General features: G+C 32.1%; 19 protein-coding genes and 1 pseudogene. 3 read left to right on the forward strand and 17 right to left on the reverse strand.

Annotation, left to right across the window (positions count from 1 at the left end):
- Positions 1–48: 48 nt before the first annotated feature.
- Positions 49–2,208, reverse strand: coding sequence for an AAA family ATPase (locus U8307_RS03070; RefSeq protein ID WP_326910133.1), 2,160 nt, complete (start codon positions 2,206–2,208; stop codon positions 49–51).
- 307 nt (positions 2,209–2,515) lie between these two features.
- Positions 2,516–2,815: a hypothetical protein gene (locus U8307_RS03075; RefSeq protein WP_326910135.1), complete on the reverse strand. Its 300-nt coding sequence runs from the start codon at positions 2,813–2,815 to the stop codon at positions 2,516–2,518.
- Positions 2,816–3,135: 320 nt separating this feature from the next.
- On the opposite strand from U8307_RS03075, the gene U8307_RS03080 reads away from it, so the two are divergent.
- The gene (locus U8307_RS03080; RefSeq protein ID WP_326910136.1) at positions 3,136–4,230 is read left to right on the forward strand and encodes a PfkB family carbohydrate kinase; all 1,095 of its coding nucleotides are present in this window, start codon (positions 3,136–3,138) and stop codon (positions 4,228–4,230) included.
- A complete protein-coding gene (locus U8307_RS03085; RefSeq protein ID WP_326910138.1) occupies positions 4,224–5,141 on the forward strand; it encodes a pseudouridine-5'-phosphate glycosidase in 918 nt (305 codons plus the stop codon). Before U8307_RS03080 ends, U8307_RS03085 begins: the two co-directional genes overlap by 7 nt.
- 79 nt (positions 5,142–5,220) lie before the next feature.
- On the opposite strand, the pseudogene U8307_RS03090 reads toward U8307_RS03085, so the two are convergent.
- Positions 5,221–6,261, reverse strand: a pseudogene (locus U8307_RS03090) (homoserine dehydrogenase).
- Positions 6,262–6,409: 148 nt separating this feature from the next.
- Between U8307_RS03090 and U8307_RS03095 the strand changes: the two are divergent.
- The gene (locus U8307_RS03095; RefSeq protein WP_326910140.1) at positions 6,410–7,051 is read left to right on the forward strand and encodes an NAD(+) diphosphatase; all 642 of its coding nucleotides are present in this window, start codon (positions 6,410–6,412) and stop codon (positions 7,049–7,051) included.
- 311 nt (positions 7,052–7,362) lie between these two features.
- On the opposite strand, the gene U8307_RS03100 is transcribed toward U8307_RS03095, so the two are convergent.
- From U8307_RS03100 to U8307_RS03165, 14 genes are all read right to left on the reverse strand, one after another.
- The gene (locus U8307_RS03100; RefSeq protein WP_326910141.1) at positions 7,363–7,737 is read right to left on the reverse strand and encodes a type II toxin-antitoxin system PemK/MazF family toxin; all 375 of its coding nucleotides are present in this window, start codon (positions 7,735–7,737) and stop codon (positions 7,363–7,365) included.
- Positions 7,738–7,742: 5 nt separating this feature from the next.
- Positions 7,743–8,000, reverse strand: a complete 258-nt coding sequence (locus U8307_RS03105; RefSeq protein ID WP_326910143.1) for an AbrB/MazE/SpoVT family DNA-binding domain-containing protein — start codon at positions 7,998–8,000, stop codon at positions 7,743–7,745.
- Positions 8,001–8,167: 167 nt separating this feature from the next.
- Positions 8,168–8,890 (reverse strand): alpha/beta fold hydrolase, encoded by a 723-nt coding sequence (locus U8307_RS03110; RefSeq protein ID WP_326910146.1) that lies wholly within the window; start codon positions 8,888–8,890, stop codon positions 8,168–8,170.
- A gap of 14 nt (positions 8,891–8,904) precedes the next feature.
- Positions 8,905–9,237, reverse strand: a complete 333-nt coding sequence (locus tag U8307_RS03115) for a hypothetical protein (RefSeq protein WP_326910148.1) — start codon at positions 9,235–9,237, stop codon at positions 8,905–8,907.
- A gap of 15 nt (positions 9,238–9,252) precedes the next feature.
- A complete protein-coding gene (locus U8307_RS03120) occupies positions 9,253–9,906 on the reverse strand; it encodes a helix-turn-helix transcriptional regulator (protein ID WP_326910150.1) in 654 nt (217 codons plus the stop codon).
- Between the two features lie 257 nt (positions 9,907–10,163).
- Positions 10,164–11,162, reverse strand: coding sequence for an isocitrate/isopropylmalate dehydrogenase family protein (locus tag U8307_RS03125; RefSeq protein WP_326910152.1), 999 nt, complete (start codon positions 11,160–11,162; stop codon positions 10,164–10,166).
- Between the two features lies 1 nt (position 11,163).
- Positions 11,164–13,095, reverse strand: a complete 1,932-nt coding sequence (locus tag U8307_RS03130; RefSeq protein WP_326910153.1) for an aconitate hydratase — start codon at positions 13,093–13,095, stop codon at positions 11,164–11,166.
- A gap of 8 nt (positions 13,096–13,103) precedes the next feature.
- Entirely contained in the window at positions 13,104–14,444 is a 1,341-nt protein-coding gene (locus U8307_RS03135) for a 2-isopropylmalate synthase (RefSeq protein ID WP_326910154.1), read from the reverse strand.
- Positions 14,445–14,796: 352 nt separating this feature from the next.
- The gene (gene prxU, locus U8307_RS03140) at positions 14,797–15,459 is read right to left on the reverse strand and encodes a thioredoxin-dependent peroxiredoxin (RefSeq protein WP_326910155.1); all 663 of its coding nucleotides are present in this window, start codon (positions 15,457–15,459) and stop codon (positions 14,797–14,799) included.
- A gap of 161 nt (positions 15,460–15,620) precedes the next feature.
- The gene (locus U8307_RS03145) at positions 15,621–17,423 is read right to left on the reverse strand and encodes an FAD-dependent oxidoreductase (protein ID WP_326910157.1); all 1,803 of its coding nucleotides are present in this window, start codon (positions 17,421–17,423) and stop codon (positions 15,621–15,623) included.
- Positions 17,424–17,472: 49 nt separating this feature from the next.
- Positions 17,473–18,057: a TetR/AcrR family transcriptional regulator gene (locus U8307_RS03150; protein WP_326910159.1), complete on the reverse strand. Its 585-nt coding sequence runs from the start codon at positions 18,055–18,057 to the stop codon at positions 17,473–17,475.
- A gap of 284 nt (positions 18,058–18,341) precedes the next feature.
- The gene (locus tag U8307_RS03155) at positions 18,342–19,421 is read right to left on the reverse strand and encodes a TRAP transporter substrate-binding protein (RefSeq protein WP_326910160.1); all 1,080 of its coding nucleotides are present in this window, start codon (positions 19,419–19,421) and stop codon (positions 18,342–18,344) included.
- Between the two features lie 44 nt (positions 19,422–19,465).
- Positions 19,466–20,749, reverse strand: coding sequence for a TRAP transporter large permease (locus U8307_RS03160; RefSeq protein ID WP_326910161.1), 1,284 nt, complete (start codon positions 20,747–20,749; stop codon positions 19,466–19,468).
- A complete protein-coding gene (locus U8307_RS03165) occupies positions 20,749–21,327 on the reverse strand; it encodes a TRAP transporter small permease (RefSeq protein WP_326910162.1) in 579 nt (192 codons plus the stop codon). Before U8307_RS03165 ends, U8307_RS03160 begins: the two co-directional genes overlap by 1 nt.
- Between the last annotated feature and the right edge of the window lie 38 nt (positions 21,328–21,365).

The following is a 21,365-nucleotide window of genomic DNA, read 5'->3' on the forward strand; positions in this document are numbered from 1 at the left end:
ATGTGAAAATCAACGAATTAATGGCATATTAGGATTACTGAATACCTTTCATTTCATCATTTTTTTATAATGCTCTTCATATCCACATTCTACAAACATCAAGCGAAAGGCCTCTTTAAAATTATTATAATCGAACTCTTTTATATCAAAAATATTCTGGCCTAGTGAATGAGATTCTCGGTTAATATATCTACGAAAAGCTTGGTATTTTGCAGCTTTAAGTTCAGGTTTTTGGAATACATTATTCAAATCTCTTTTTTCTATAAAATTAAAAAAATACTCGATAATATTTCGCATACAATTTGCAATCAATGCTGGAGGCTGCTTATCGTCTTTAATTATGAACCAATATGAGTGATAGTCATTTTGAATTTCCTCGTATTTCATTTCATAGAATTGACTGCCTTTACAGTTTTTGGTTAAACGAATTAGTTTTTGAACCTCTTCTCTTTTGTTGTGATTCGTTAAAGTCATTTCATAAAAGAAATATAGGCTATGTGTTAATAGAAATACCTGTTCATAGCTTGGAGATTTAAAATAATCATTTTTAATCATTTGTCCAATGTTAAAAATGTAAATATGTGATAGACTTGATATAGGATCATCAATCACGACTATCTTTTTGCCGGAATGGCCAGTGACCGTCTTTTTTCCTTTACACAATTCCCTAAAGTAAAGAAAACTAATAATCATTTTTTCACCTTCACTTAAGGATTCAAATGTGTTTTCACATTTCTCGCTTCTTACAATCTTATATAGAGTATCTGTATATTTTTCTATATGAAAGCCATCTATTCCGAGTTCAAGGAGGCCGCTATTAATGTTTGCAATTGCTTCTTCAATATTTACTGTTTTCTTCTGCTGATCAACAATTATTTGTTTTTGCATTGATATTTGATTATCAACTTTTTTAATTTCTTCACGTAGTTGTTTCAATTTTTTTTCGCTTACGGCTCTGTCAGTATGGTAAGCTGATATCGTCTGGTCGAATTCCCAACGCATATTAGCCCAAAACTGCTCTTTAATTGTATTAAGTGAGGCATCTTTATTTTGCATTTTTTCATTATGTTCATTTATGAGATTATTAATATCCTCTACAAAGTTATTGAATTCTGCAATTACCTGAGTAGAATCCTCGAGTACGACAATTTGACTAGGTGTTTTTATTTTTTCAGAAATTTTCTCTTTGTTTCCACTCAAAAGATAAATCAAAGCATTATATAGACTATCAAAACTCGATTTTTTGTCTTTAATAAATGGATTAGCATTGTAGGTTTCTTTATTAGGTAGTGTATCGATAAATAATCCATAATCCGATAAAAGTTTTTTTATTTCGTCAAGATCATTCTCATAAGTTTTATCGAAGTAATTTTCTATGCTTTCAACTAAAGCAACAGTAATTGTCCTTTCTTGGCAAAATGGGCATGGTTCAACTTTATTTTCTGAATTTAACAAGATATATTTTAGGCCTTCTTTTACCCAATCGGAATTATCTAGTTTTTTAATTAATGTTGCAACAGTGCTATTTTCATTACCCACGATGGGTTTGTTGAAAATCTGGTTTTTCTCAATATCTGAAAAAACTGATTTAATAGTTGGAAGTAGCTCGTATTTTTGCGCAGTACTCCCTTTAATTGCGTCAACTTCTTTTTTTAGTTGATCAATTGTCTTTTGCGGCTGAAGTGCAGGCTTTGCAATATTATCTAAATATGTAAATAAAGTTCCTCTACTGCCTTTAAGTCTATCAAGGCAGTATTCTAAGACCCCGCCAGCAAATTTAGTTTTAATTTCCCATGTCTTGTTTTCGGCATTCTGCTTATTAGTATCAAAATCATTTATTTTATTAGTTATTTCAATATTTTTTGTTGCCTTATCTTTACCCAGTTTATCTATTTCTTTCTCAGCATTTCTAATTTTTTCCTCAGATTCTTTATTTTCCTTTGAAAGTGTAAATATGCATTTGAGATTTTCAGGCTGATAAAAGTAATCCTTTATGAAACGCTGATTATAGACAAGAATTTCGTTGTCTGATAAACCATCAATAGAACAATTGGCAAAATTAGCACATGTCGGATTATATAAGAAATCTGATATGGTACTTTTGCCAGTTCCATTTAAACCATAAATTAAGTTGATTTTTTTATCTGTCGTAAGAGAAGCTGGGCTTTTAAAGCTATTTACACTATTCATATTGATTTTTACAATCATTACATTACCTTGTATAATGAATATATAGGAAAATTCATTATACTTTCCTTTCTAGATTATTTTCTATTAAAATCTTTAATTGGATTGTTTCAAATCTTTTATAATCAAGGACTGAAACAACAGTTTTTTCTGTTCCTGTTACTGCCATATTTATTTTGTTTTAATATTGTAATTAAATTTTGACAATCATTTGTATCGTCTTTATTGAACAGATAAAACTCTGAGTCATGCCAATAAGACTCAAGAGTAGCATTGAATTTACGAATCATATCTTTTGAAGTGTATTCTGAAATGATAGTATCATTTATTAAATGGAGTGGGTTAGTTCAATTATAAACTCACCAAAATCTTCTAATTGCTGTTCGTCAATTAGAAATTCTATTATCTTGTTACATATTTCAATTTGTTTGTTTAATTTGTCTTTACCGGAAATTCTATTTAAAGATTTGTTAATGACTGTAGACATGTATTTAGAAAGAATTGAGCTTCCTTCTTCTTTGTCTATATCTCTTTTATCTATGTAAGTATTTTTAGACTGTAGCTTTTGAATTTCATCATCTATAAGTTTGTTAATTACTGACTCGTAGAAACCATTATTAAGTGACATTCCCCACACCTCTGTCTTTAATTATGTCTCTCTAGTTATATGTAAATCTTTCTTTTTATGAATTGAAATATAAAATTATGACTTTGTTTATACATTAACACTAATTATAACATAATATTACAAAATATACCATATAAATGTTTTGTTTTTAATAATTTTTAATAATTTGCCAATCAAAAGCAAATGAAGTATGAATTTTTCAAGTTTTCGATATAATAAAAATAACTAAAGTACTTGGTACTTGCAAACCAACCCATTCTATGTTACAATTTTATAAACTATAGCTTATAATTTAAACAAGTGCTCATTAGGAGGAATCTATGACCAACAGAGAACAGGAAATATTTGATTTAATAAAAAAAAATCCTATGATTTCTCAAAGTGAATTAGGAGAAATTCTTGGAATAACAAGATCATCTACAGCAGTCCATATAACAAATCTAGTAAAAAAAGGTAAAATATTAGGCAAGGGTTACATAGTTCAGGACAAACCCTATGTGACTGTAGTTGGCGGAGTTAATATGGATATACATGGTTTTCCGAAAAACCGATTAATTCCCGGTGATTCTAATATTGGAACAGTCAAAATGTCCCTTGGTGGAGTAGGTAGAAATATTGGTGAAAATCTTATAAGACTTGGCATAGAAACTAAACTAATTAGTGTATTGGGGGATGATATTTATGGGACAAAACTCCTTGAAGAGTCAGCTCTTATAGGATTAGATACTAAAGACTGCCTAATATTAAAAGGCGAAAACACTTCAATTTATCTTGCTGTTTTAGATGAAACCCATGACATGTCTGTAGCCATATCCAGTATGGATATTTACGAAAGAATGACTGTCAATTTTATTAAAGAAAAAAAACATGTATTTGAACACTCGAAGCTTTGTATTTTAGATACAAATATTCCTATAGATGTAATTGAATACCTACTAAGCAATCATAGGAACACTGATTTTTTTCTTGATACTGTTTCAACAGCAAAGGCAAAAAAAGCAAGACATATTGTAGGCAATATTCACACACTTAAATCTAATAAAATTGAAATTGAAGCCATTACAGGCATAGAAATTAAAAATGAAGATGACTTAAAAAGAAATTGTGAATATTTAATGAATAAAGGAGTTAAAAAGGTATTTATAACTCTTGGCAAGGAAGGTGTATTTTATTGTGATAATACTACAATGAACAAAATTAAAGCAAAAAATGTAAAACCTATTAATGCAACTGGAGCAGGAGATGCGTTCATGGCAGCATTAGTTTATTGTTATGTAAACAATATTGACATTAATAAAAGTGCAAAAATAGCCATAGCTGCATCCATAGTAGCACTATCACATGAAAATACTATAAACCCAAACATGTCTATAGAAAATATTAACTTAACAATGAAGGAGTTAAAAATATGTTAGAAAAATATTTAGAAATAAACCCTGAAGTTAAAGATGCAATTGAAAACGGCAAACCTGTTGTTGCATTAGAATCAACAATAATTTCACACGGCATGCCTTATCCACGAAATGTAGAAACAGCACTTATTGTTGAAAAAATTATAAGAGATAACAATGCAATCCCAGCAACTATTGCAATTCTAAATGGAAAACTTAAGGTTGGATTGACTAAAGAAGAAATTGAATACTTAGGTAAAACTGAAAATGTTATTAAAACATCTAGAAGAGATATTCCTTTTATTATTTCTAGAAAGTTAGATGGAGCTACAACAGTGGCTTCTACTATGATAATTTCAGCTCTTGCAGGAATTAAAGTATTTGCAACAGGTGGTATTGGTGGTGTTCATAGAGGCGCTACCGAAACTTTTGACATATCTGCAGACCTAGAAGAGCTTGCTAACACAAATGTTGCCGTTATATGTGCAGGTGCAAAATCTATTTTGGACATTGGTTTAACTCTTGAATATCTTGAAACTCACGGAGTACCTGTCATTGGGTATCAAACTGAAGAAATGCCAGCTTTTTATACCAGAAAAAGCGGTTTTAAAGTTGATTATAAGGTTGATACTCCTCAAGATATCGCAAGCGCATTAAAAGCTAAATGGGATTTAGGGCTTAAAGGAGGCATGGTTATTGCAAATCCTATCGAAGAACAATATCAAATGAATTATAACACTATTACCGAAGCCATAGAAAAGGCACTTAAAGAAGCAGATGAAAAGGGTATAAAAGGAAAGGAATCTACACCGTTTCTATTAGCTAAGGTTAAGGAAATTACTGGTGGAGACAGCCTTGAATCTAATATACAGCTTGTGTATAATAATGCAAAGCTTGGAGCAAAAATTGCTGTTGAGCTTTCAAAGATTTCTTAAATATAGTAAAAAGGCGAATTCATAGGATTCGCCTTTTTTCATCAATCAATTAGCTCATTACTTCCCCACCGTATTTATATCAGCTCAAATTGCTCAAAACTCTAATCAAATCACTGAATACTCCATAAGCTGTTTGTTCTATTTCGGGTTCGTGTTCTACTATGGAAACTGTTCCCATCAGGTCTGTTGTTATGCTTACTATGGATGTTGTACCGGTTATACTTGCAAGAAGAGAGTTTTTACTTACTTCTTCTGGTCTTACTCTTGCAACTACTTTACCGTTTTCAATTCCTCCATAGCAAATAAGCTTAATAACATTTCCTCGGTTTTCTGCTTCTTTGATTTGTTCTTATGTTATGTCTCCTACTCCTTTTCTGTCAACGTCATTAGGAGTGATATTTGCTTTCATGAGGACATTTAATAGAGCAGTTGTTTTAGCTGCTGCATCCCATCCTTCTATATCCATAGAAGGGTCTTCTTCTACGAAACCTCTTTGCTTTCCTTCTTTTATAACTTCATTATAAGGCTTTCCCTTTGCAATTTCTTCTAAAACAAAATTCGTAGTGGAATTTAATATTCCTTTTACTTCTGTTACTTTACAGAACTTTAATGTTTCATCTACAAGATTGAATATTGGTGTGCCATCCATTACAGTTGTTTCATAGTAAAATAGCACTTTGTTTTTCTCTGCTAAATCACGCAATGATTCATAAGCCCAAGCGATTGGTCCCTTGTTTGCACTTACTGCATGTCTTTTTCTATTAAGTGCTGCTTTTATATGATTGATTGCCGGTTGACCTGAAAATATTTGAAGAGGAGTTAATTCAAAAAGAATATCGTAGTCTATATTTCCAGCAATCTCTATTGAGCTAATTTCTTTATAATCATTTCTGCTTTCATCGAAATGATTGAATTTCTCTACATCATTTAACGTTTCTTTTAAATCGATACCATTTTCATTAACCAGACATCCTTTTGACCTAGTTGAAATAGCTACAACATTAACATTTAATTTAAATTTATTATATATTTCTTCTTGTTTTTCAATCAGCAACTTAGCAAATGATTTTCCTACGTTGCCGAATCCAAGTATTGCAATTTTAATATTACTACTAGTCATTGTACACTCCTATTTTAAATTAATTTAGCGTTTTCATTATACCACAGTTTTACATTGGTTAAAAGAATGTATATAATTATAAATCATTTCAACAGAGTAAATATTATGATATAATTGCACATAAATTATAAATTTAAAGAGGTGCGTAATGATTCATGATATAGAACCAAGAATATTTAATAATAATTTTGAAAACAAAAAAGCTGAATCAAAAGATTTGTTTCTTTCATATGATGGAGATACTGTGCTTGTCAGAGAGGATAAGGATAAACTCTGGTATCCTTCTTTTTCTGATTTTAAAAATGAATATCCACATCTCATTGATAATTCGCAGTTTCTTTTCACTATTGATGATATTAACTACTATTTAGTAGAGAAAAAAGGTCTTGATACAGTGAAAGGCTGGGGCTATATAAGTACAAACAGATTCAGGAGTGAAATTAAATACTGGCGTTCATTTGCAGGAGTTGTAGGATGGCAGCTAAACCGTTGGTATGAAAATCATCGTTTCTGCAGTAAATGTGGTAAAGAAATGAAACGTTCAGAGAAAGAAAGAATGCTTTATTGTGAATCTTGTGGATTCCAAGTTTATCCTACTATATCTCCATGTGTAATAGTTGCTGTACATAATGGTGACCGCTTGCTTTTAACCAAGTATGCAGGACGAGCTTATACTAATTATGCTCTTATAGCCGGTTTTGCTGAAATTGGTGAAAGTTTAGAGCAAACAGTAATAAGGGAAGTTAAAGAGGAAGTTGGACTGGATGTAAAAAAATTTAAAATTTTATAAAAGCCAACCATGGCCATTTACTGATACACTACTTGCCGGATTTTATGCTGAGCTTGATGGGGATGATACTATCACTCTTCAAGAAGAAGAGCTATCAATGGGGATTTGGCTTAACAGAGAGGACATACCTCCTGCGAAACTGAATATAAGCCTAACCAGTGAGATGATGGAAGCATTCAGAAATAATGTTGAGGAATTGTAGATAATTAAAAAACTTGCAGATAAACCTCAACTGCAAGTTTTCTTCACACTTAATGTACATTACAGAACTGATTGGGTTCAATGTGTGAGTTGAAAACAATTTATTTGGTTTAAGAATTTAATAATTTTTCATAAATAGCATTAAAAATTATATTACACCTGTTTAAAGCCTCTTCTGGTGCTTTTTCTATAAATTCATACTGTCTATCACTCAAATTCAAAACTTTAACTTGATCCATTAGTATGTCACCTTTAGTTTGGATATTGTATTTATCTAAATTTACCCTTGTGAAAAACGTACTAATTGAATTTGTTATTGGTACTACTGTTACTATACCATTCAATTCTTTTTGAGTAATTGGATCTGATATTACAACTCCAGGTCTATAGCCTTTCTGTTCGTGTCCTTTAGATGAGGAAAAATTAATTTTTATTATGTCGCCAAATCTCAAATTATTATAATTGTTCTTATCTAATTTAGTCATAATTATTACCACTCTTCTTTTCCAGTGGGATTACCCCAGTCTATATCTACTTTTGGATTTAATTTTTCTCCATTAGACTGTTCTGCTAAAAGTTCGAATTTAGTTTTTTCTTGTTTCTTTTTTAATATCAACTTATCACCTTCTATATCCATACTAAAACTTATCTTTTCAAAATTATTACTATCTATATTTAATTCTTCTAATATGGTCTTTGGTATACGAATAGCCGCACTATTTCCCCACTTAGATAAATTAGTTTTCATTTAAACCACCTCTTTTTAAATTAGTAATCTCTTTAGTATAGTATATACTCGTATATACATATTGTCAACTTATAATATTTTTCGTTATAGATACTTATTCTTTTTTAATTACAAGAAGGCGGTTAAGCAATTTTTAGCTTAACCGCCTTAGTTATACATGAACCTAATTAAATCTCAATACATTGTATTAGTCCTTCTGTATATACTTTTGGATTTGTAAATAAACCTTCATGGTCACATTCTATCTCCACAACAGCATTTTTGCCTTGTGCTTTAAACATATTTAAAAAGGCACCTGGCTCAACAGATTTGTCTTTAGTACAATACAATAATACTTGAGGTATATTTAATTGACTAAAATCATTTGCATTTATTTTTGTTTCCATTATTACTAGTGGTTGAGTAACAAGCTTGTCCATCAATGCTTCTATACGTTCTTCAGAAGCTTCTGTAGCTAACATTCCCTTTACAAATGTAATATCAATAGGAATAGCACCATCTCCACTTTCTTTTGCCATCATCCTCATACCTTCTTTTACTTCATCAGGAACAAAATCAAATTGAGACTTTCCATGAGGAAGTAACCATGCATTATTAAATATAATTTTTTCAACTTTTTCTTTTACCTTTGGAATAGCCATCTGTAAAATGTGTCCTGCACTAGAGTGTCCTACAACAATAACAGGTTTTTCTTGTTTGTTGATTGCTTCAGAAACATAATTTACATAATCTTCATATGAAACGTTTTTATTGTCGTTTGCTTTATTCCCAGGTAATGTTAATGCTTCTGATTCATAACCTTTTTCCTTTAATAATTGTTGAACCTCCATCCAACAGCTTCCATTATGCCATGCACCATGAAGTAATAAAATTTTACTCGCTTTACTCATTTTACTTTCTCCCTTCATTTTATAGTACCGTTTAAATAAAAATATCCACTTTGCATTGGTGTGCAAATTACTGCAGAACTATTTTGTTTTTTATTAAAATAACTTTCAGATAAAGAGGATATTTTTCTACATATAAGATCAATCTGATCTTTTTGATTATCCTCGGAAATATGTACAAAAATAATTAAATTATTATCTAATTTTAAAAAATCTTTATCCTCATAATAATCCACCATAATAGAAATTCGGTTAATATCAATTCCAGTGGATTTCGATAAATCTTCACTTAATAATTTTAAATTTACAGTGGTATTCGTTTTTTTTGTTTTTATTACAATACAAGGCAAGTAATCACCTCCTCATCATTCTATTTCACGTAAATATCGATATATACTTGTTTCTGAAACATCGAGTTGTTTAGCTACTTCTCTCACCACACCTTTTATTCTAAAAACTCCCTTTTCTTTTAATAATCTCAGAATCTCTATTTTTTCTTCCATATTCATCCTGTCTACTGGAACATCTGATTGATTAACAATTTTTTTCATAATACGATATGTATATTCCTCTATAGTTTCTTCTTCCTCATTGACTTTATGATTGTTATTCAAAGTGTTATTCATAAACTCTGAAAGAAATTTTTCAGTAATTTTGTTAAGCGTTATTATGGAGGATAGGTCTATATTGACACATAATATTCCAATTAATTCACCTGAAGAATCTTTTATAAAAAAACTATTAGATTTCATGTCGCCACCTTCTATTGTTTTATGAAATCTATTTGCGGAATAGCTATTACCTTTAGAAATTTCAATTTGTTTTTTTAAAACATCATCTTTTTCAATCCCAATTGCGCGATTACTAATGTGTCCATTTTTTATAGCAATAATAGATGACCCTTCTTCTGTTATTTCGTGAAGAACTATTTCACAATTCTCTCCATATATTTCTGATAAAAAATCAGTAAAAGTCATAAAGATATTCATTATGTATTTTCTTTCTATATTTTTAAACATTTTTTTACCTCAACTATATTTTTCGTAACGTTTTCCTAAATAGCAGTTAATATAAAATGTTCAGTTTATATTAACTGCTATTTAGTCAATGATAGAAATTTTTCCATCATGGTAATTATATCACCACAATTGATATTTGTCAATTTATAACATTTATTTGATTAATATTTACGGGACGCATGCAAATGTACTCCTACAGTAAGGAAATTGTAGGGTATGCATTTTATGCATACCGCGGTACGAATTGCATGCGTCCCCTACATGTTGGTGAGTATTTCTTTTTTAAATTCTATTGTTGTTAAATCTCCTCCAATATCTCTTGTATGCATTTTTTTGTTTTTTAAGACATTTCTCAATGCATTTTCGATTTTTAACGCAGCTTCATTTTCATTTATATACCTTAATAACAAGATGCCTGATAAAATTGCAGATGTTGGGTTGGCAATATTTTTACCTGCTATATCAGGTGCTGAACCGTGTACAGGTTCAAATATTGCCATTTCATCTCCTATATTAGCGCTTGGAGTCATACCAAGACCTCCAATTAAACCTGCTAACATATCAGAAAGTATGTCACCGTATAAATTAGGAGCTACTATAACCTGATAATCATGTGGATTCATTACTAACTTCATAGACATTGCATCAACAATAACATCTTCAAATTCAATATCGAGATATTTTAACGCTACATTTCTGCCGGATTCTAAAAATAATCCATCGGTTAATTTCATTATGTTTGCTTTGTGAGTTAATGTGACTTTATTTCTGTTTTCCTTTTGAGCTAATTTAAATGCAAAATCAGCTATCCTTTCGCTTGCTTTTCTTGTGATAACCTTAATGCTTTCGGCAGCATCTTTATTTACCATATGTTCAATTCCTCTGTATAGATCTTCTGTATTTTCTCTAACTATAACCAAATCTAAATTTTTATGAAGGGACTCGATACCTTCATATGATTTTACAGGTCTTACATTGGCATATAAATTAAATTTTTGTCTTAACTCTACATTTATACTTCTAAAACCTTTACCAACAGGTGTTGTTATAGGTCCTTTTAAAACCACTTTATTTGTTTTTATGCTGTTTATAGTTTCTTCTGGCAAAAGAACTCCGCACTTTTCATATGCGATGTTACCTGCTATTACTTCTTCCCATTCGATATTATCTGTTGCAGCATCTATAATTTCTCTTGCCGCATGCATTATCTCCAAACCTATCCCGTCTCCAGGAATCAATGTAATTTTTCTTTTCATTTTACCCTCTGCTCTTTTTCATAAAATTTAAAAGTCCACCTGATTTAATTATATCAGTTTGCCTTTTTGACAATGTAAGTCCCATTTCAAAAGTTTTATTTTTTGTTTTATTTTTAACCTTAACTATATTGTTTTCTACCTGTTCTAAAATATTGTCGATAATTATTTCATCCATCATATCAATGATTTCGTAGTCCTCTTCATTTACAAAAGTTAAAGGAAGTATGCCGTTATTGACTAAATTGCTTTTATGAATTCTTGCAAAGGATTTAGCCATTACTGCTTTTATTCCCAAGTATAATGGAGCTAATGCAGCATGCTCTCTGCTGGAGCCTTGTCCATAATTTTTACCTGAAACTATTATTCCGCCATTATTTTCTTTTGCTCTTTTAGAAAAGTTCTCATCTATTTGTGAAAAACAAAATTCTGATAAATATGGAATATTTGATCTATAAGGAAGAAGTTTTGCATTGGAAGGCATTATTGTATCTGTTGTAACATCTTCTCCAACCTTTATTAATACTTTTCCCTTTATGGTATTTTTCATAGTTTTGTTCTTTGGAAACGGCTTTATATTAGGTCCTCTAATAATTTCAATATTTTTGCTATTATCTGAAGGGCTCACTATTAAGTTGTCCTTTATAAGGAATTTTTCCGGTATTTCTATATTTAAATCAACTTCATCATCGAAATCTTCACTACCTGCTATATAACCTTTTATTGCAGAAATTGCAGCAACTTCAGGACTTACTAAATATACATCTGCTGATTGAGTTCCGCACCTACCTTTAAAATTTCTATTAAATGTTCTAAGAGATACACCATTACTACTTGGAGCTTGTCCCATTCCAATACATGGACCGCAACCACTTTCAAGAATACGGGCACCTGCAGATATTATTTTAGCCAATGCTCCGTTTTGTGCAATCATCGCAAGAACTTGCTTTGAACCTGGCGATACTACCAATGATACATCTTCATGAACAGTATGACCGTCAAGTATATTAGCAACCTTCATCAAATCCATATATGAAGAATTTGTGCAGCTTCCAATGGCAACTTGAGTAACCTTTTTGCCGCGTACCTTACTTACAGGTACAACTGCATCCGGTGAATGAGGAAGAGCTATATTTTGACTAAGCATATTTAAGTCAATAGTTATTTTTTCCGAATAAACAGCTTCTTCATCTGCTTTCAACTCTGTAAATTCCTTTTCTCTTCCCTGAGCTTTTAAAAACTCCAAAGTTCTTTCATCAGAAGGAAAAATAGAAGTTGTTGCCCCTAATTCAGCACCCATATTTGTAATTGTTCCTCTTTCGGGAACAGATAAGGTTTTTACACCTTCGCCTGTATATTCAAATATTTTATTCACTCCACCTTTAACTGTAAAATATTTCAACACTTCTAGTATTATATCTTTCGCAGTTGAAAATTTATTGAGTTTACCCTTTAATTCAACATTTACGATTTGTGGCATTACAATATTGTATTCTCCTCCTGCCATAGCTGCTGCAACATCAAGACCACCTGCACCGAATGCAAGCATACCCATCCCTCCGCAAGTTGGAGTATGACTGTCAGAGCCAAGAAGTGTATCTCCTGGAACCGAAAACCTTTCTAAATGAACCTGATGGCATATGCCATTTCCAGGTTTGGAAAAGTGAATTCCGTGTTTTTTTGCAACTGTTTGAATATAAAGGTGATCATCAGCATTTTCAGGTCCTGACTGAAGCATGTTATGGTCTATATATGCTACTGATAGTTTCGTCCTCACCTTATCAATTCCCATAGTTTCAAACTGTAGGTAAGCCATTGTTCCTGTAGAGTCTTGGGTTAGTGTTTGGTCAATTTTTATTCCAATTTCCTGTCCAGAAATCATTTCACCTGTAACTAAATGTTTTTTAATAATTTTTTCAGATAACGTTAATGCCATGTTGCCTCCTATATTGCCTGTTCTGTGTTGCTAAAACTAAAAATAAATAAATTTGCCAATTTTTTCATTTCTTCGCTTGATATATTAGTTGTTCTTCCATTTTCATATTCTTCATCTATTTTATTTTTTATGGATAATAACCGTTCATCATTTTTATGTATTTTCTTATCGTCTTTTAATTCAAAATAACTGTTAATCCAATAAGCAATGCTTGAAATTCCTGAATATAAGTTAATAGCAACCAATGGTGGTTTATTAAGTATCTTTCTTGTGTCAAAGCTATTATATATTTCCTCATTCTTCAAAAGACCGTCCGCATGAATTCCTGCTTTTGTTACATTAAACTCGCTGCCTATATAGGGTGTTTTTGGGGGAATTTCATATTTAAGTTCTTTTTCAAAATATTTTTCTATTTCATTTATTACTTTTAAATTCATTGACTTCACATTACCTTTAATTTGAGCATACTCTATAATCATTGCTTCAAGAGGTGTGTTTCCAACTCTTTCTCCTATTCCAAATAATGTTGTGTTTACAGATGAACCTCCATACAACCATGAAGTTGTTGAATTAGTTACTGAAGCATAATAATCATTATGACCATGCCATTCTATAAACTCTGAAGGAACTTGTGCATAATACTTAAGTCCATGAATAATTGCAGGAACAGATCTGGGCAGTTCAACGCCAATATGAGACACTCCCACACCCAATGTATCGCAGGCTCTAATTTTTACATTTATTTTACTCTCCATACTCAATTCCATTAGATTTTTAGCCAATGGTACTACAAAACCGTAAAAATCAGCTCTTGTAATATCTTCAAAATGACATCTTGGAATAATTCCATTTTCCAATGCAACATATACAATATCTAAATACATTTTCATTGCTTCTGATCTTGTTTTATTTAATTTGCTAAATATATGATAATCTGAACAAGACATCAATATCCCTGTTTCTTTTATTCCCATTGATTTAACCAAGTTAAAATCTTCCTTGTTAGCTCTAATCCAAGATGTAATCTCAGGAAATTTATAGTCCTTTTTCATGCATTCTTCAACGGCTTTTCTATCTTTTTGCGAATAAAGAAAAAATTCCGTCTGCTTAATTATTCCTGAATCATTATCTAATTCATGAAGAAAATCAAACAATTTTACCATCTGTTCAGTATTCATGCTTGTCATAGATTGTTGTCCATCTCTGAAAGTTGTATCGGTTATCCATATATTTTCAGGAGTATTTATAGGAAGCTGAATATTGTTAAATTTAATTATAGGAATTTCTTCATACGAAAAAATATCTTTATAAAGTTTTGGTTTAATTACATCTATTGAATTATATTTCATCTTGACCTCCCTACATGCAACTATATGAAAGTTATTTTTTATTAGTTGCATTTTGTATTTATTATTTTTAATTTCATAAGGCATATTATAATATCGTTTTGAGTCTAAGTCAAGATTAAATTTCATTTTTATTTAATTATTCGCTATTTATTTTATATTTATTGAGGATTTTTGCAATTATTTATTCCATGCTTGCAATTTCGAAATACCTCGTTTAATCGATTTTATGCAATTTTCTATTTTATTCTTGCATTGTAGGGTATGCATTTTATGCATATCGCGGGACGCATGCAATGCGTCCCCTACATGTTAGTTTAGCGTTATGATACACATGTAATATGCCCACCACATGTTAGTTAAATGCATCTTCAACATTCCATTCTCGCCATACATTTCCTACAAGTTGCGGTCTAGGTTTTAATGTTTTTTTACCAGGCTTCCATCCTGAAGGTGTTACTTCTGTTCCACCAGATTCTCTTACATGTTTAAATGCTTTTAATTGTCTTAATCCTTCAGCTACATTTCTTCCTACAGGTGGAGAAAGCACTTCATAACCTTGTATAATTCCATCTGGATCTATAATGAATCTACCTCTTACTTCTGTTCCAGATTCTTCATTATAAACACCGTACATTCTACCTATTTCTCCATTTCTGTCAGATAACATTGGAAATGGAATATTGCCACCAATCATTTTTGATAGTTCTAAGTCATTCCACATTTTATGAGTATATACAGAATCTACACTACAGGATAAAACTTGTGCTCCTAATTCTTCAAATTCGTTATTTTTAGCAGCAACTGCTGCTATTTCAGTGGCTCAAACAAATGTGAAATCACCCGGATAAAAGCAAAGATATACCCATTTACCTCTATAATCCTCCAAATTAACATTAACAAAATTACCATTGTAAAATGCTTGTGCTGAGAATAACGGAGCCGGTTTACCTACATTAGCAGTTTTTTGTTCTTCTCTCAATAAACTTTCATTTAGTAAGGTGCTTATTTTATACATATTATATTCTCCTCCTTTTACTTAATAATCAATATACTATTATCATAACATTCTATGAAATGCGAAAAAGCATTGTTACTATAGGGACCTTGATATTAAATAAGTATAATAAAACCGCTCTGAAATTATCAGAGCGGTTATTATATTATGCTATTTTAATTCTATTTAACTTGTGATGCTTCTGCTGCTGCTTTTCCAGCTTGGATTCCCATTGTTGCACTCATTTGAATTGATGATCCTGAGCAAGGATATTGTCTATAAAACAATTCTCCATTGGCTACTTCTCCTGCAGCATACAGCCCAGATATTGTATCACCTGATGTTGATATTACTTCTGAATTTATATTAACTTTAGGTCCGCCAAATGTTCCAGTAACATAATTTGTTGGAAATGATATTGCATAATAAGGAGCTTCATCAATAGAAGTCAATAAATTTACTTCCTGAGCAAATTCCGCTCTATTTCCTATCATTCCTACAGCTGGTTTACCAAAGTCTGTATCCACTTGATTTATACACATTTCATTATAACGTGAAACTGTTTGAGATAAAACATCTGGTTCTATTCCAATTGCTGTTGCAAGTTCTTCTATTGTATCTGCTTTAAAAGCTGTCCCGTTATTTATTGCTTCTTCTAACCCTTCATTTTCTGTTTTTGAATCTAAGATTCCATAGTAATTATTGAATCCTTCCTCAAAATACAAATTAGCTGTTCTTTTAAACCAATAATCATTTTCATTAGCAAAACGAGTTCCTTCTGGTGTTACATTAAGAAAAATTCCACCAGCATCAGAATATCCGGTAGCACCCATATCCATTGGATTTGCAATCGCACCACCACCAGCAACTATTTCTGCTCCTGCGTCTCTAGCCATAATCAATCCATCTCCTTGATGAGCTTCCCCAAGGAAAGTACCAAATGCACCTACTGCTGGACTATATTCTTTCATAAGTTCTTCGTTATTTGCATATCCACCTGTTGCTAATATTGTGCTTTTAGCATTAATTGTTATTTTACTTCCTTTATGTTCAGCAATAACACCTTTAATCACTCCATCTTCATTTATTAATGATACAGCCGGTGTTTCAAGTCTTACATCTACACCATTTTTCTCAGCTGTTTCTAGCAATGGCATTATAAAGTCTTGACCTGTTCCGCTAACTGTTGAATGATTTCTATAAGGTGATTGTGCAGGATAATTGTAAGAAAATGTAACGTCGCCAAATGTTACTCCTCTTTCTTTCAACCAATCTACAGTATTACCACTGTTTTCAGCTACAAAGCTTATTATTTCTTCATTAACTTTTTCTTGTCCTACTTCTAACCAATAATTTTTCAAATCTTCAGTAGAATCTTCGATTCCTTGATTTTTCTGCATTTCTGTTCCTGCTGCGATAATTTCTCCACCACAAACTATAGAAGCACCTCCGACGCTTGCCATTTTTTCAAGAAGTACTACTTTAGAACCTTCTTCAGAAGCTGCAACAGCTGCAGAAAGACCAGCAATACCACCGCCAACTACAACAACGTCTGTTTCAATTACTTCATCTTCAGTAGCTGTTTCTTCTAAACCTTTGTTTTTAAGATTATCAATATCTCCTCCTGCTTGTTCTAAGCAAGCAGTTACTGCTTCAATAATTGCATTACTTGTTAGCGTTGCACCAGACACAGCATCTACTTTTAAACCTTGTGCACTTATTATATCTGCAGGTATTTTTTCAATTGCAGGATCTGATAATCCTGGTGTTTCATTATGATTCAATACTTTGACTGATTCAATTGAATTATCTGATACAACTACCTCAACTTCAACATCTCCTCCCATACCTTGTGCCTTTGATGTATAAGTTCCCTTACTAAACAAAGCTGACTCATCAGTAGATGAAGTATTGCTACAGCCAGCTATACCAAACATCATTGCAAAAACTAATATTACTGATAAAATTTGTTTGATTTTTTTCATGTCTTCTCTCCCTATTTTTTTTATATGAAGGTTTTACCCATTCACAACATTATTTTCTAATACTATCAACAGTTGCTTCTATCATTTTTTCTAAAAGTGCTTCATCTTTCAATACATGTTTATTATTTTTAACATATGTAGAGATTCCTTCAACCGCACTAAAGAAAACATTACATAAGAATTCTAATGGTAGTTGTTTAAATTCTCCCATTTCTACTCCTGTCTTTACAAATTCCTTATTAATTTCATACGACCTAGAAAATGCCACATTTTCTGTTCCAACAACATTTACAGGTTTATAGTATGCTCTGGCAATTGAAGATTCCTTTGGAAATTCTATATTCCATAATAATATATTCTTAACTCTTTTTTTCAACTTGTCGCTACTGCTTTTTTGAACTTCTACATCTTTCATAGAAGCTTCGATATGTAAATTAAAACAATAATTAAAAATATAAGAAACTAAATCATCTCTGTTTTTAAAATACAAATATATTGTTCCCTTGGCTATTCCTGCCTCATTTGCTATTTGTTGAATGCTCGTATTATCTATACCTTGATTATAAAATAACGTAATTGCTGCATCTCTAATTTTAATATACTTTTTTGGATCCAAAGACGTATAACGAGCCATTTAAAGCCTCCTATAAATTAATGACCGCACGGTCATTAATAGTCATTAAAAAAATTCCTTTTTTTTAATATAAATTTATTTAGGAATTTTGATATTATTATAACAATACTTTCTATAATTGTAAATGATTTATTATTAACAATTAATGGAAATGGTTTTATGATAAAATAATAAAACTATATTTTTTTTACATATTCACCACAATAGATTCAGGAAAATAAAAAAATATCACAAATTATATTATTATCATAATTTGTGATATTTTAGCTCAGTTATTGAATTTCTTATTTTTCAAGAGCTTTAAGCAAGGAATCCACATATTCTTGTCCTATTTCTGCACCTATTGAATCATATACTCCCTGCGCCTTAGTTAATACTTGTTCTATAAAACTTGCATCAAATTCAACCAATTTCATTCCACCATCTATCAATTTTTGCTTATTAGTAACATCGATTTCTGCAAGCTTCGCCTCAATTTCTACTGCAGCTTCATCAACAGCCTGCTGAAGTGCATCTTGGTACATCGGGTCAAGGCTGTCAAATTTTTCAGCACTAATAAGGAACTGATTGCAATACAATATATGATGGGTCATGATCAAGTAATCCTGAACTTCCTGAAGGTTTGCTCCTATACAAGTATCTGTAGCATTTTCCTGTGCATCTACCAGACCTTGCTGCAAAGATACGTATACCTCTGACCATGCAAGAGGCGTAGGTGCTGCGCCCATTAACTGCCAAAATGCCATGTGATTCTTATTCTCCATAGTTCTTATCTTCAATCCGTTAAAGTCATCAATCGTTGAAATATTTTTGTTAGAAGTTGTCTCTCTGAATGTTCCTCCTTGAAGAAAGTGAAGACAGTACATGTTTTTTGCTTTATAAGCCTCGTTAATTTTTTCTGTGAATTCACTTTTGTTAAGTGCATAGTCAATAGTTGCTGCATCATACTTCGCAAACACCATCGGAAGATCAAAAATAGCAACCTCTGGAACAAAAGATACTGTTTGTGCAGTCTGTGCAATTACAAAGTCAATATCTCCCGCAAGCATCTGTGCCTGAAGTTCTTGGTCATTTCCAAGCTGACTGTTTGGGAAATAATCTATTGTCAATTTTCCTCCAGTGATTTCTGATACCCTTTTTGTTATAAGTTCCCCATAAAGCTGTGCTGCAGCACCAACACCGGCATTATCAGCACCTATAAGAACTACCGGTTCTAGTGATTCATACCCTCCTTCTTCTAATTCTGGCTGTTCAGACGGTTGTTCAGAAGGCTGTTCTGACGTAGGTGCAGGTGTATTTTGTGTACATGCAACAGGCGCTAAAACCATTGTTGTTGCCAATAATATAATTAATATTTTTTTCACTTTTATTCCTCCCTTTCTCATTTTTTATTTTTCCTTGAATCCATTTAAAGAAATGCAAGACTTATCCATGGTATATATGTAATGATAAACAACGTTATACCAAATGCAAAAATAAAAGGTAATGCTCTTTTTGCCACGTTCATTGGAGGGGTGTCAGACAATGTTCCTGCTACAAACAGATCCAGACCAAATGGCGGTGTTGCTAAGCCTATGGATAGGCAACACACCATAATAACCCCAAAGTGAACAGGATGCACACCCATAGATTGAACTGCAGGCAGCAATATGGGTGATAAAATAACGATTGCAGGACCAGTATCCATGACCATCCCAAGTAACAGAAATATTACAGCTATACCTGTCAGTACCGAAAAACTTGATGTGAAATTGTTCAAAATGAAGCCTTCAATGAGATTCGGCGCCTTCGCCAATGCCAAAACTCTTCCAAAAGCAGTTGCAAATGCAAGCACAAAGCACAATGGTGCATATGTTCTTACAGCTTTTGCTAGGAAGGGAATTATTTCTTTAACTGTAAATGACTTGTATACAACCAATGAAACAAACAGAGAATAGAATACTGATATACAAGCAGCCTCAGTAGGTGTTACAAAGCCAGAATAAATACCACCCAACACAATAACCGGTGAAAGTAATGCCCAGAAACTCTCCTTAAAAAGCTTTACAAATCCATTACTTCTAAGCTCTTTCATTTTATGGTTAATCTTTTGTTTATCTTCTCCCTTTTTTTTGCAATATAATACCGTGTAGATCATCATTCCAATACCTATAAGAATTCCTGGCAATATACCTCCCAAAAAGAGAGCTCCAGTAGAAACCCCCGTTGCAAGCGAGTAGAGGACAAAAGGTATGGATGGTGGGATAATTACTCCAAGACCACCTGAAGTAGCAACCATGCCCGCTGACCAGGTTTTATCATAACCCATCTCAACCAAGAATGGAATAGTCATGGAACCAACAGCCGCCGTCGTTGCAGGACCAGAGCCAGAAATTGCTCCATAGAACAGACAGGTCAATATAACTGCACAGGGAAGCCCTCCGGTTAAATTGCCTACAAAGTAAGCAAAGAAGTTAAATAACCTTCTGGATATTCCTCCCTCAGCCATAAGAACTCCTCCCAATATGAACAGAGGTACTGCTAAAATAGGGGTTGTGTCTGACCCTGAAAAGCTGTTTGCAATCAACTGTTGAATTGAGCTCCCGGTACCGCCAAGTACAAGAGGTGTCATTGCACCAATCACCATACTAATAGCAATGGGCACAGCAAATACCAAACCTACCATAAATACCATAAATATACACAAAGCCATTACACATCACCTCCTGATAAATTTAATCTGTCATCAAGCTCAACACCTGTGGCCTGTACTTCCTCTTTGGCTTCCTTGAGAGTAGCTTCCAAAGTTGTTTCAACTTTTTCGTTAAAATTCCTAATGTTATTTACTATTTCTTGCACCATCCTTATTGAAGATAACCCAAATCCAATTACAGTAGACAGATACATAATCCACATGGGTATGTTCATTGCCGGTGAAAACTGCCCTGTCACCCGAATTTTATTGGTATAGACAATCGCATACCTAAATAAAATCACAAACAATACAAGCATAATAACGTTTACCAAAATCTCTATGGTTCTTCTTACCTTTTGAGGCAACAAGTCCATTACAATTCCAACTTTCAACATGTTTCTTTTTTTAATGGTATAACTAAGTGATAAAAAAACGGTCCAAATGTAGCAATATCTTGAAAATTCCTCAGGCCAAGTCATTGAGTTGAAAAAGGTTCGAGCAAATATTTGTGCCATCATTACACTTGATATGGAAGCAAGTAAAAGCACTAAGATGGCTTCTTCAAAGTGTTCATCCAACCATTTAATTGCTGACATTTCATTTCCTCCTTTCCTCTGCAAGTATTTGTATAGAT

It is taken from the genome of Sedimentibacter sp. MB31-C6, assembly GCF_035934735.1.
Taxonomy (GTDB): Bacteria; Bacillota; Clostridia; order Tissierellales; family Sedimentibacteraceae; genus Sedimentibacter.

What these genes read in the sequence shown, in the direction of transcription:
- U8307_RS03105 (WP_326910143.1), bottom strand. Translation starts at nt 8,000, where the DNA reads ATGAAAACTAATTTATCTAAGTGGGGAAATAGTGCGGCTATTCGTATA.
- U8307_RS03145 (WP_326910157.1), bottom strand. Translation starts at nt 17,423, where the DNA reads ATGAAAAAAATCAAACAAATTTTATCAGTAATATTAGTTTTTGCAATG.
- U8307_RS03135 (WP_326910154.1), bottom strand. Translation starts at nt 14,444, where the DNA reads ATGAAATATAATTCAATAGATGTAATTAAACCAAAACTTTATAAAGAT.
- U8307_RS03110 (WP_326910146.1), bottom strand. Translation starts at nt 8,890, where the DNA reads ATGAGTAAAGCGAGTAAAATTTTATTACTTCATGGTGCATGGCATAAT.
- U8307_RS03120 (WP_326910150.1), bottom strand. Translation starts at nt 9,906, where the DNA reads ATGTTTAAAAATATAGAAAGAAAATACATAATGAATATCTTTATGACT.
- U8307_RS03095 (WP_326910140.1), top strand. Translation starts at nt 6,410, where the DNA reads ATGATTCATGATATAGAACCAAGAATATTTAATAATAATTTTGAAAAC.
- U8307_RS03125 (WP_326910152.1), bottom strand. Translation starts at nt 11,162, where the DNA reads ATGAAAAGAAAAATTACATTGATTCCTGGAGACGGGATAGGTTTGGAG.
- U8307_RS03130 (WP_326910153.1), bottom strand. Translation starts at nt 13,095, where the DNA reads ATGGCATTAACGTTATCTGAAAAAATTATTAAAAAACATTTAGTTACA.
- U8307_RS03160 (WP_326910161.1), bottom strand. Translation starts at nt 20,749, where the DNA reads ATGGCTTTGTGTATATTTATGGTATTTATGGTAGGTTTGGTATTTGCT.
- U8307_RS03070 (WP_326910133.1), bottom strand. Translation starts at nt 2,208, where the DNA reads ATGATTGTAAAAATCAATATGAATAGTGTAAATAGCTTTAAAAGCCCA.
- U8307_RS03080 (WP_326910136.1), top strand. Translation starts at nt 3,136, where the DNA reads ATGACCAACAGAGAACAGGAAATATTTGATTTAATAAAAAAAAATCCT.
- U8307_RS03165 (WP_326910162.1), bottom strand. Translation starts at nt 21,327, where the DNA reads ATGTCAGCAATTAAATGGTTGGATGAACACTTTGAAGAAGCCATCTTA.
- U8307_RS03100 (WP_326910141.1), bottom strand. Translation starts at nt 7,737, where the DNA reads ATGACTAAATTAGATAAGAACAATTATAATAATTTGAGATTTGGCGAC.
- U8307_RS03075 (WP_326910135.1), bottom strand. Translation starts at nt 2,815, where the DNA reads ATGTCACTTAATAATGGTTTCTACGAGTCAGTAATTAACAAACTTATA.
- U8307_RS03150 (WP_326910159.1), bottom strand. Translation starts at nt 18,057, where the DNA reads ATGGCTCGTTATACGTCTTTGGATCCAAAAAAGTATATTAAAATTAGA.
- U8307_RS03085 (WP_326910138.1), top strand. Translation starts at nt 4,224, where the DNA reads ATGTTAGAAAAATATTTAGAAATAAACCCTGAAGTTAAAGATGCAATT.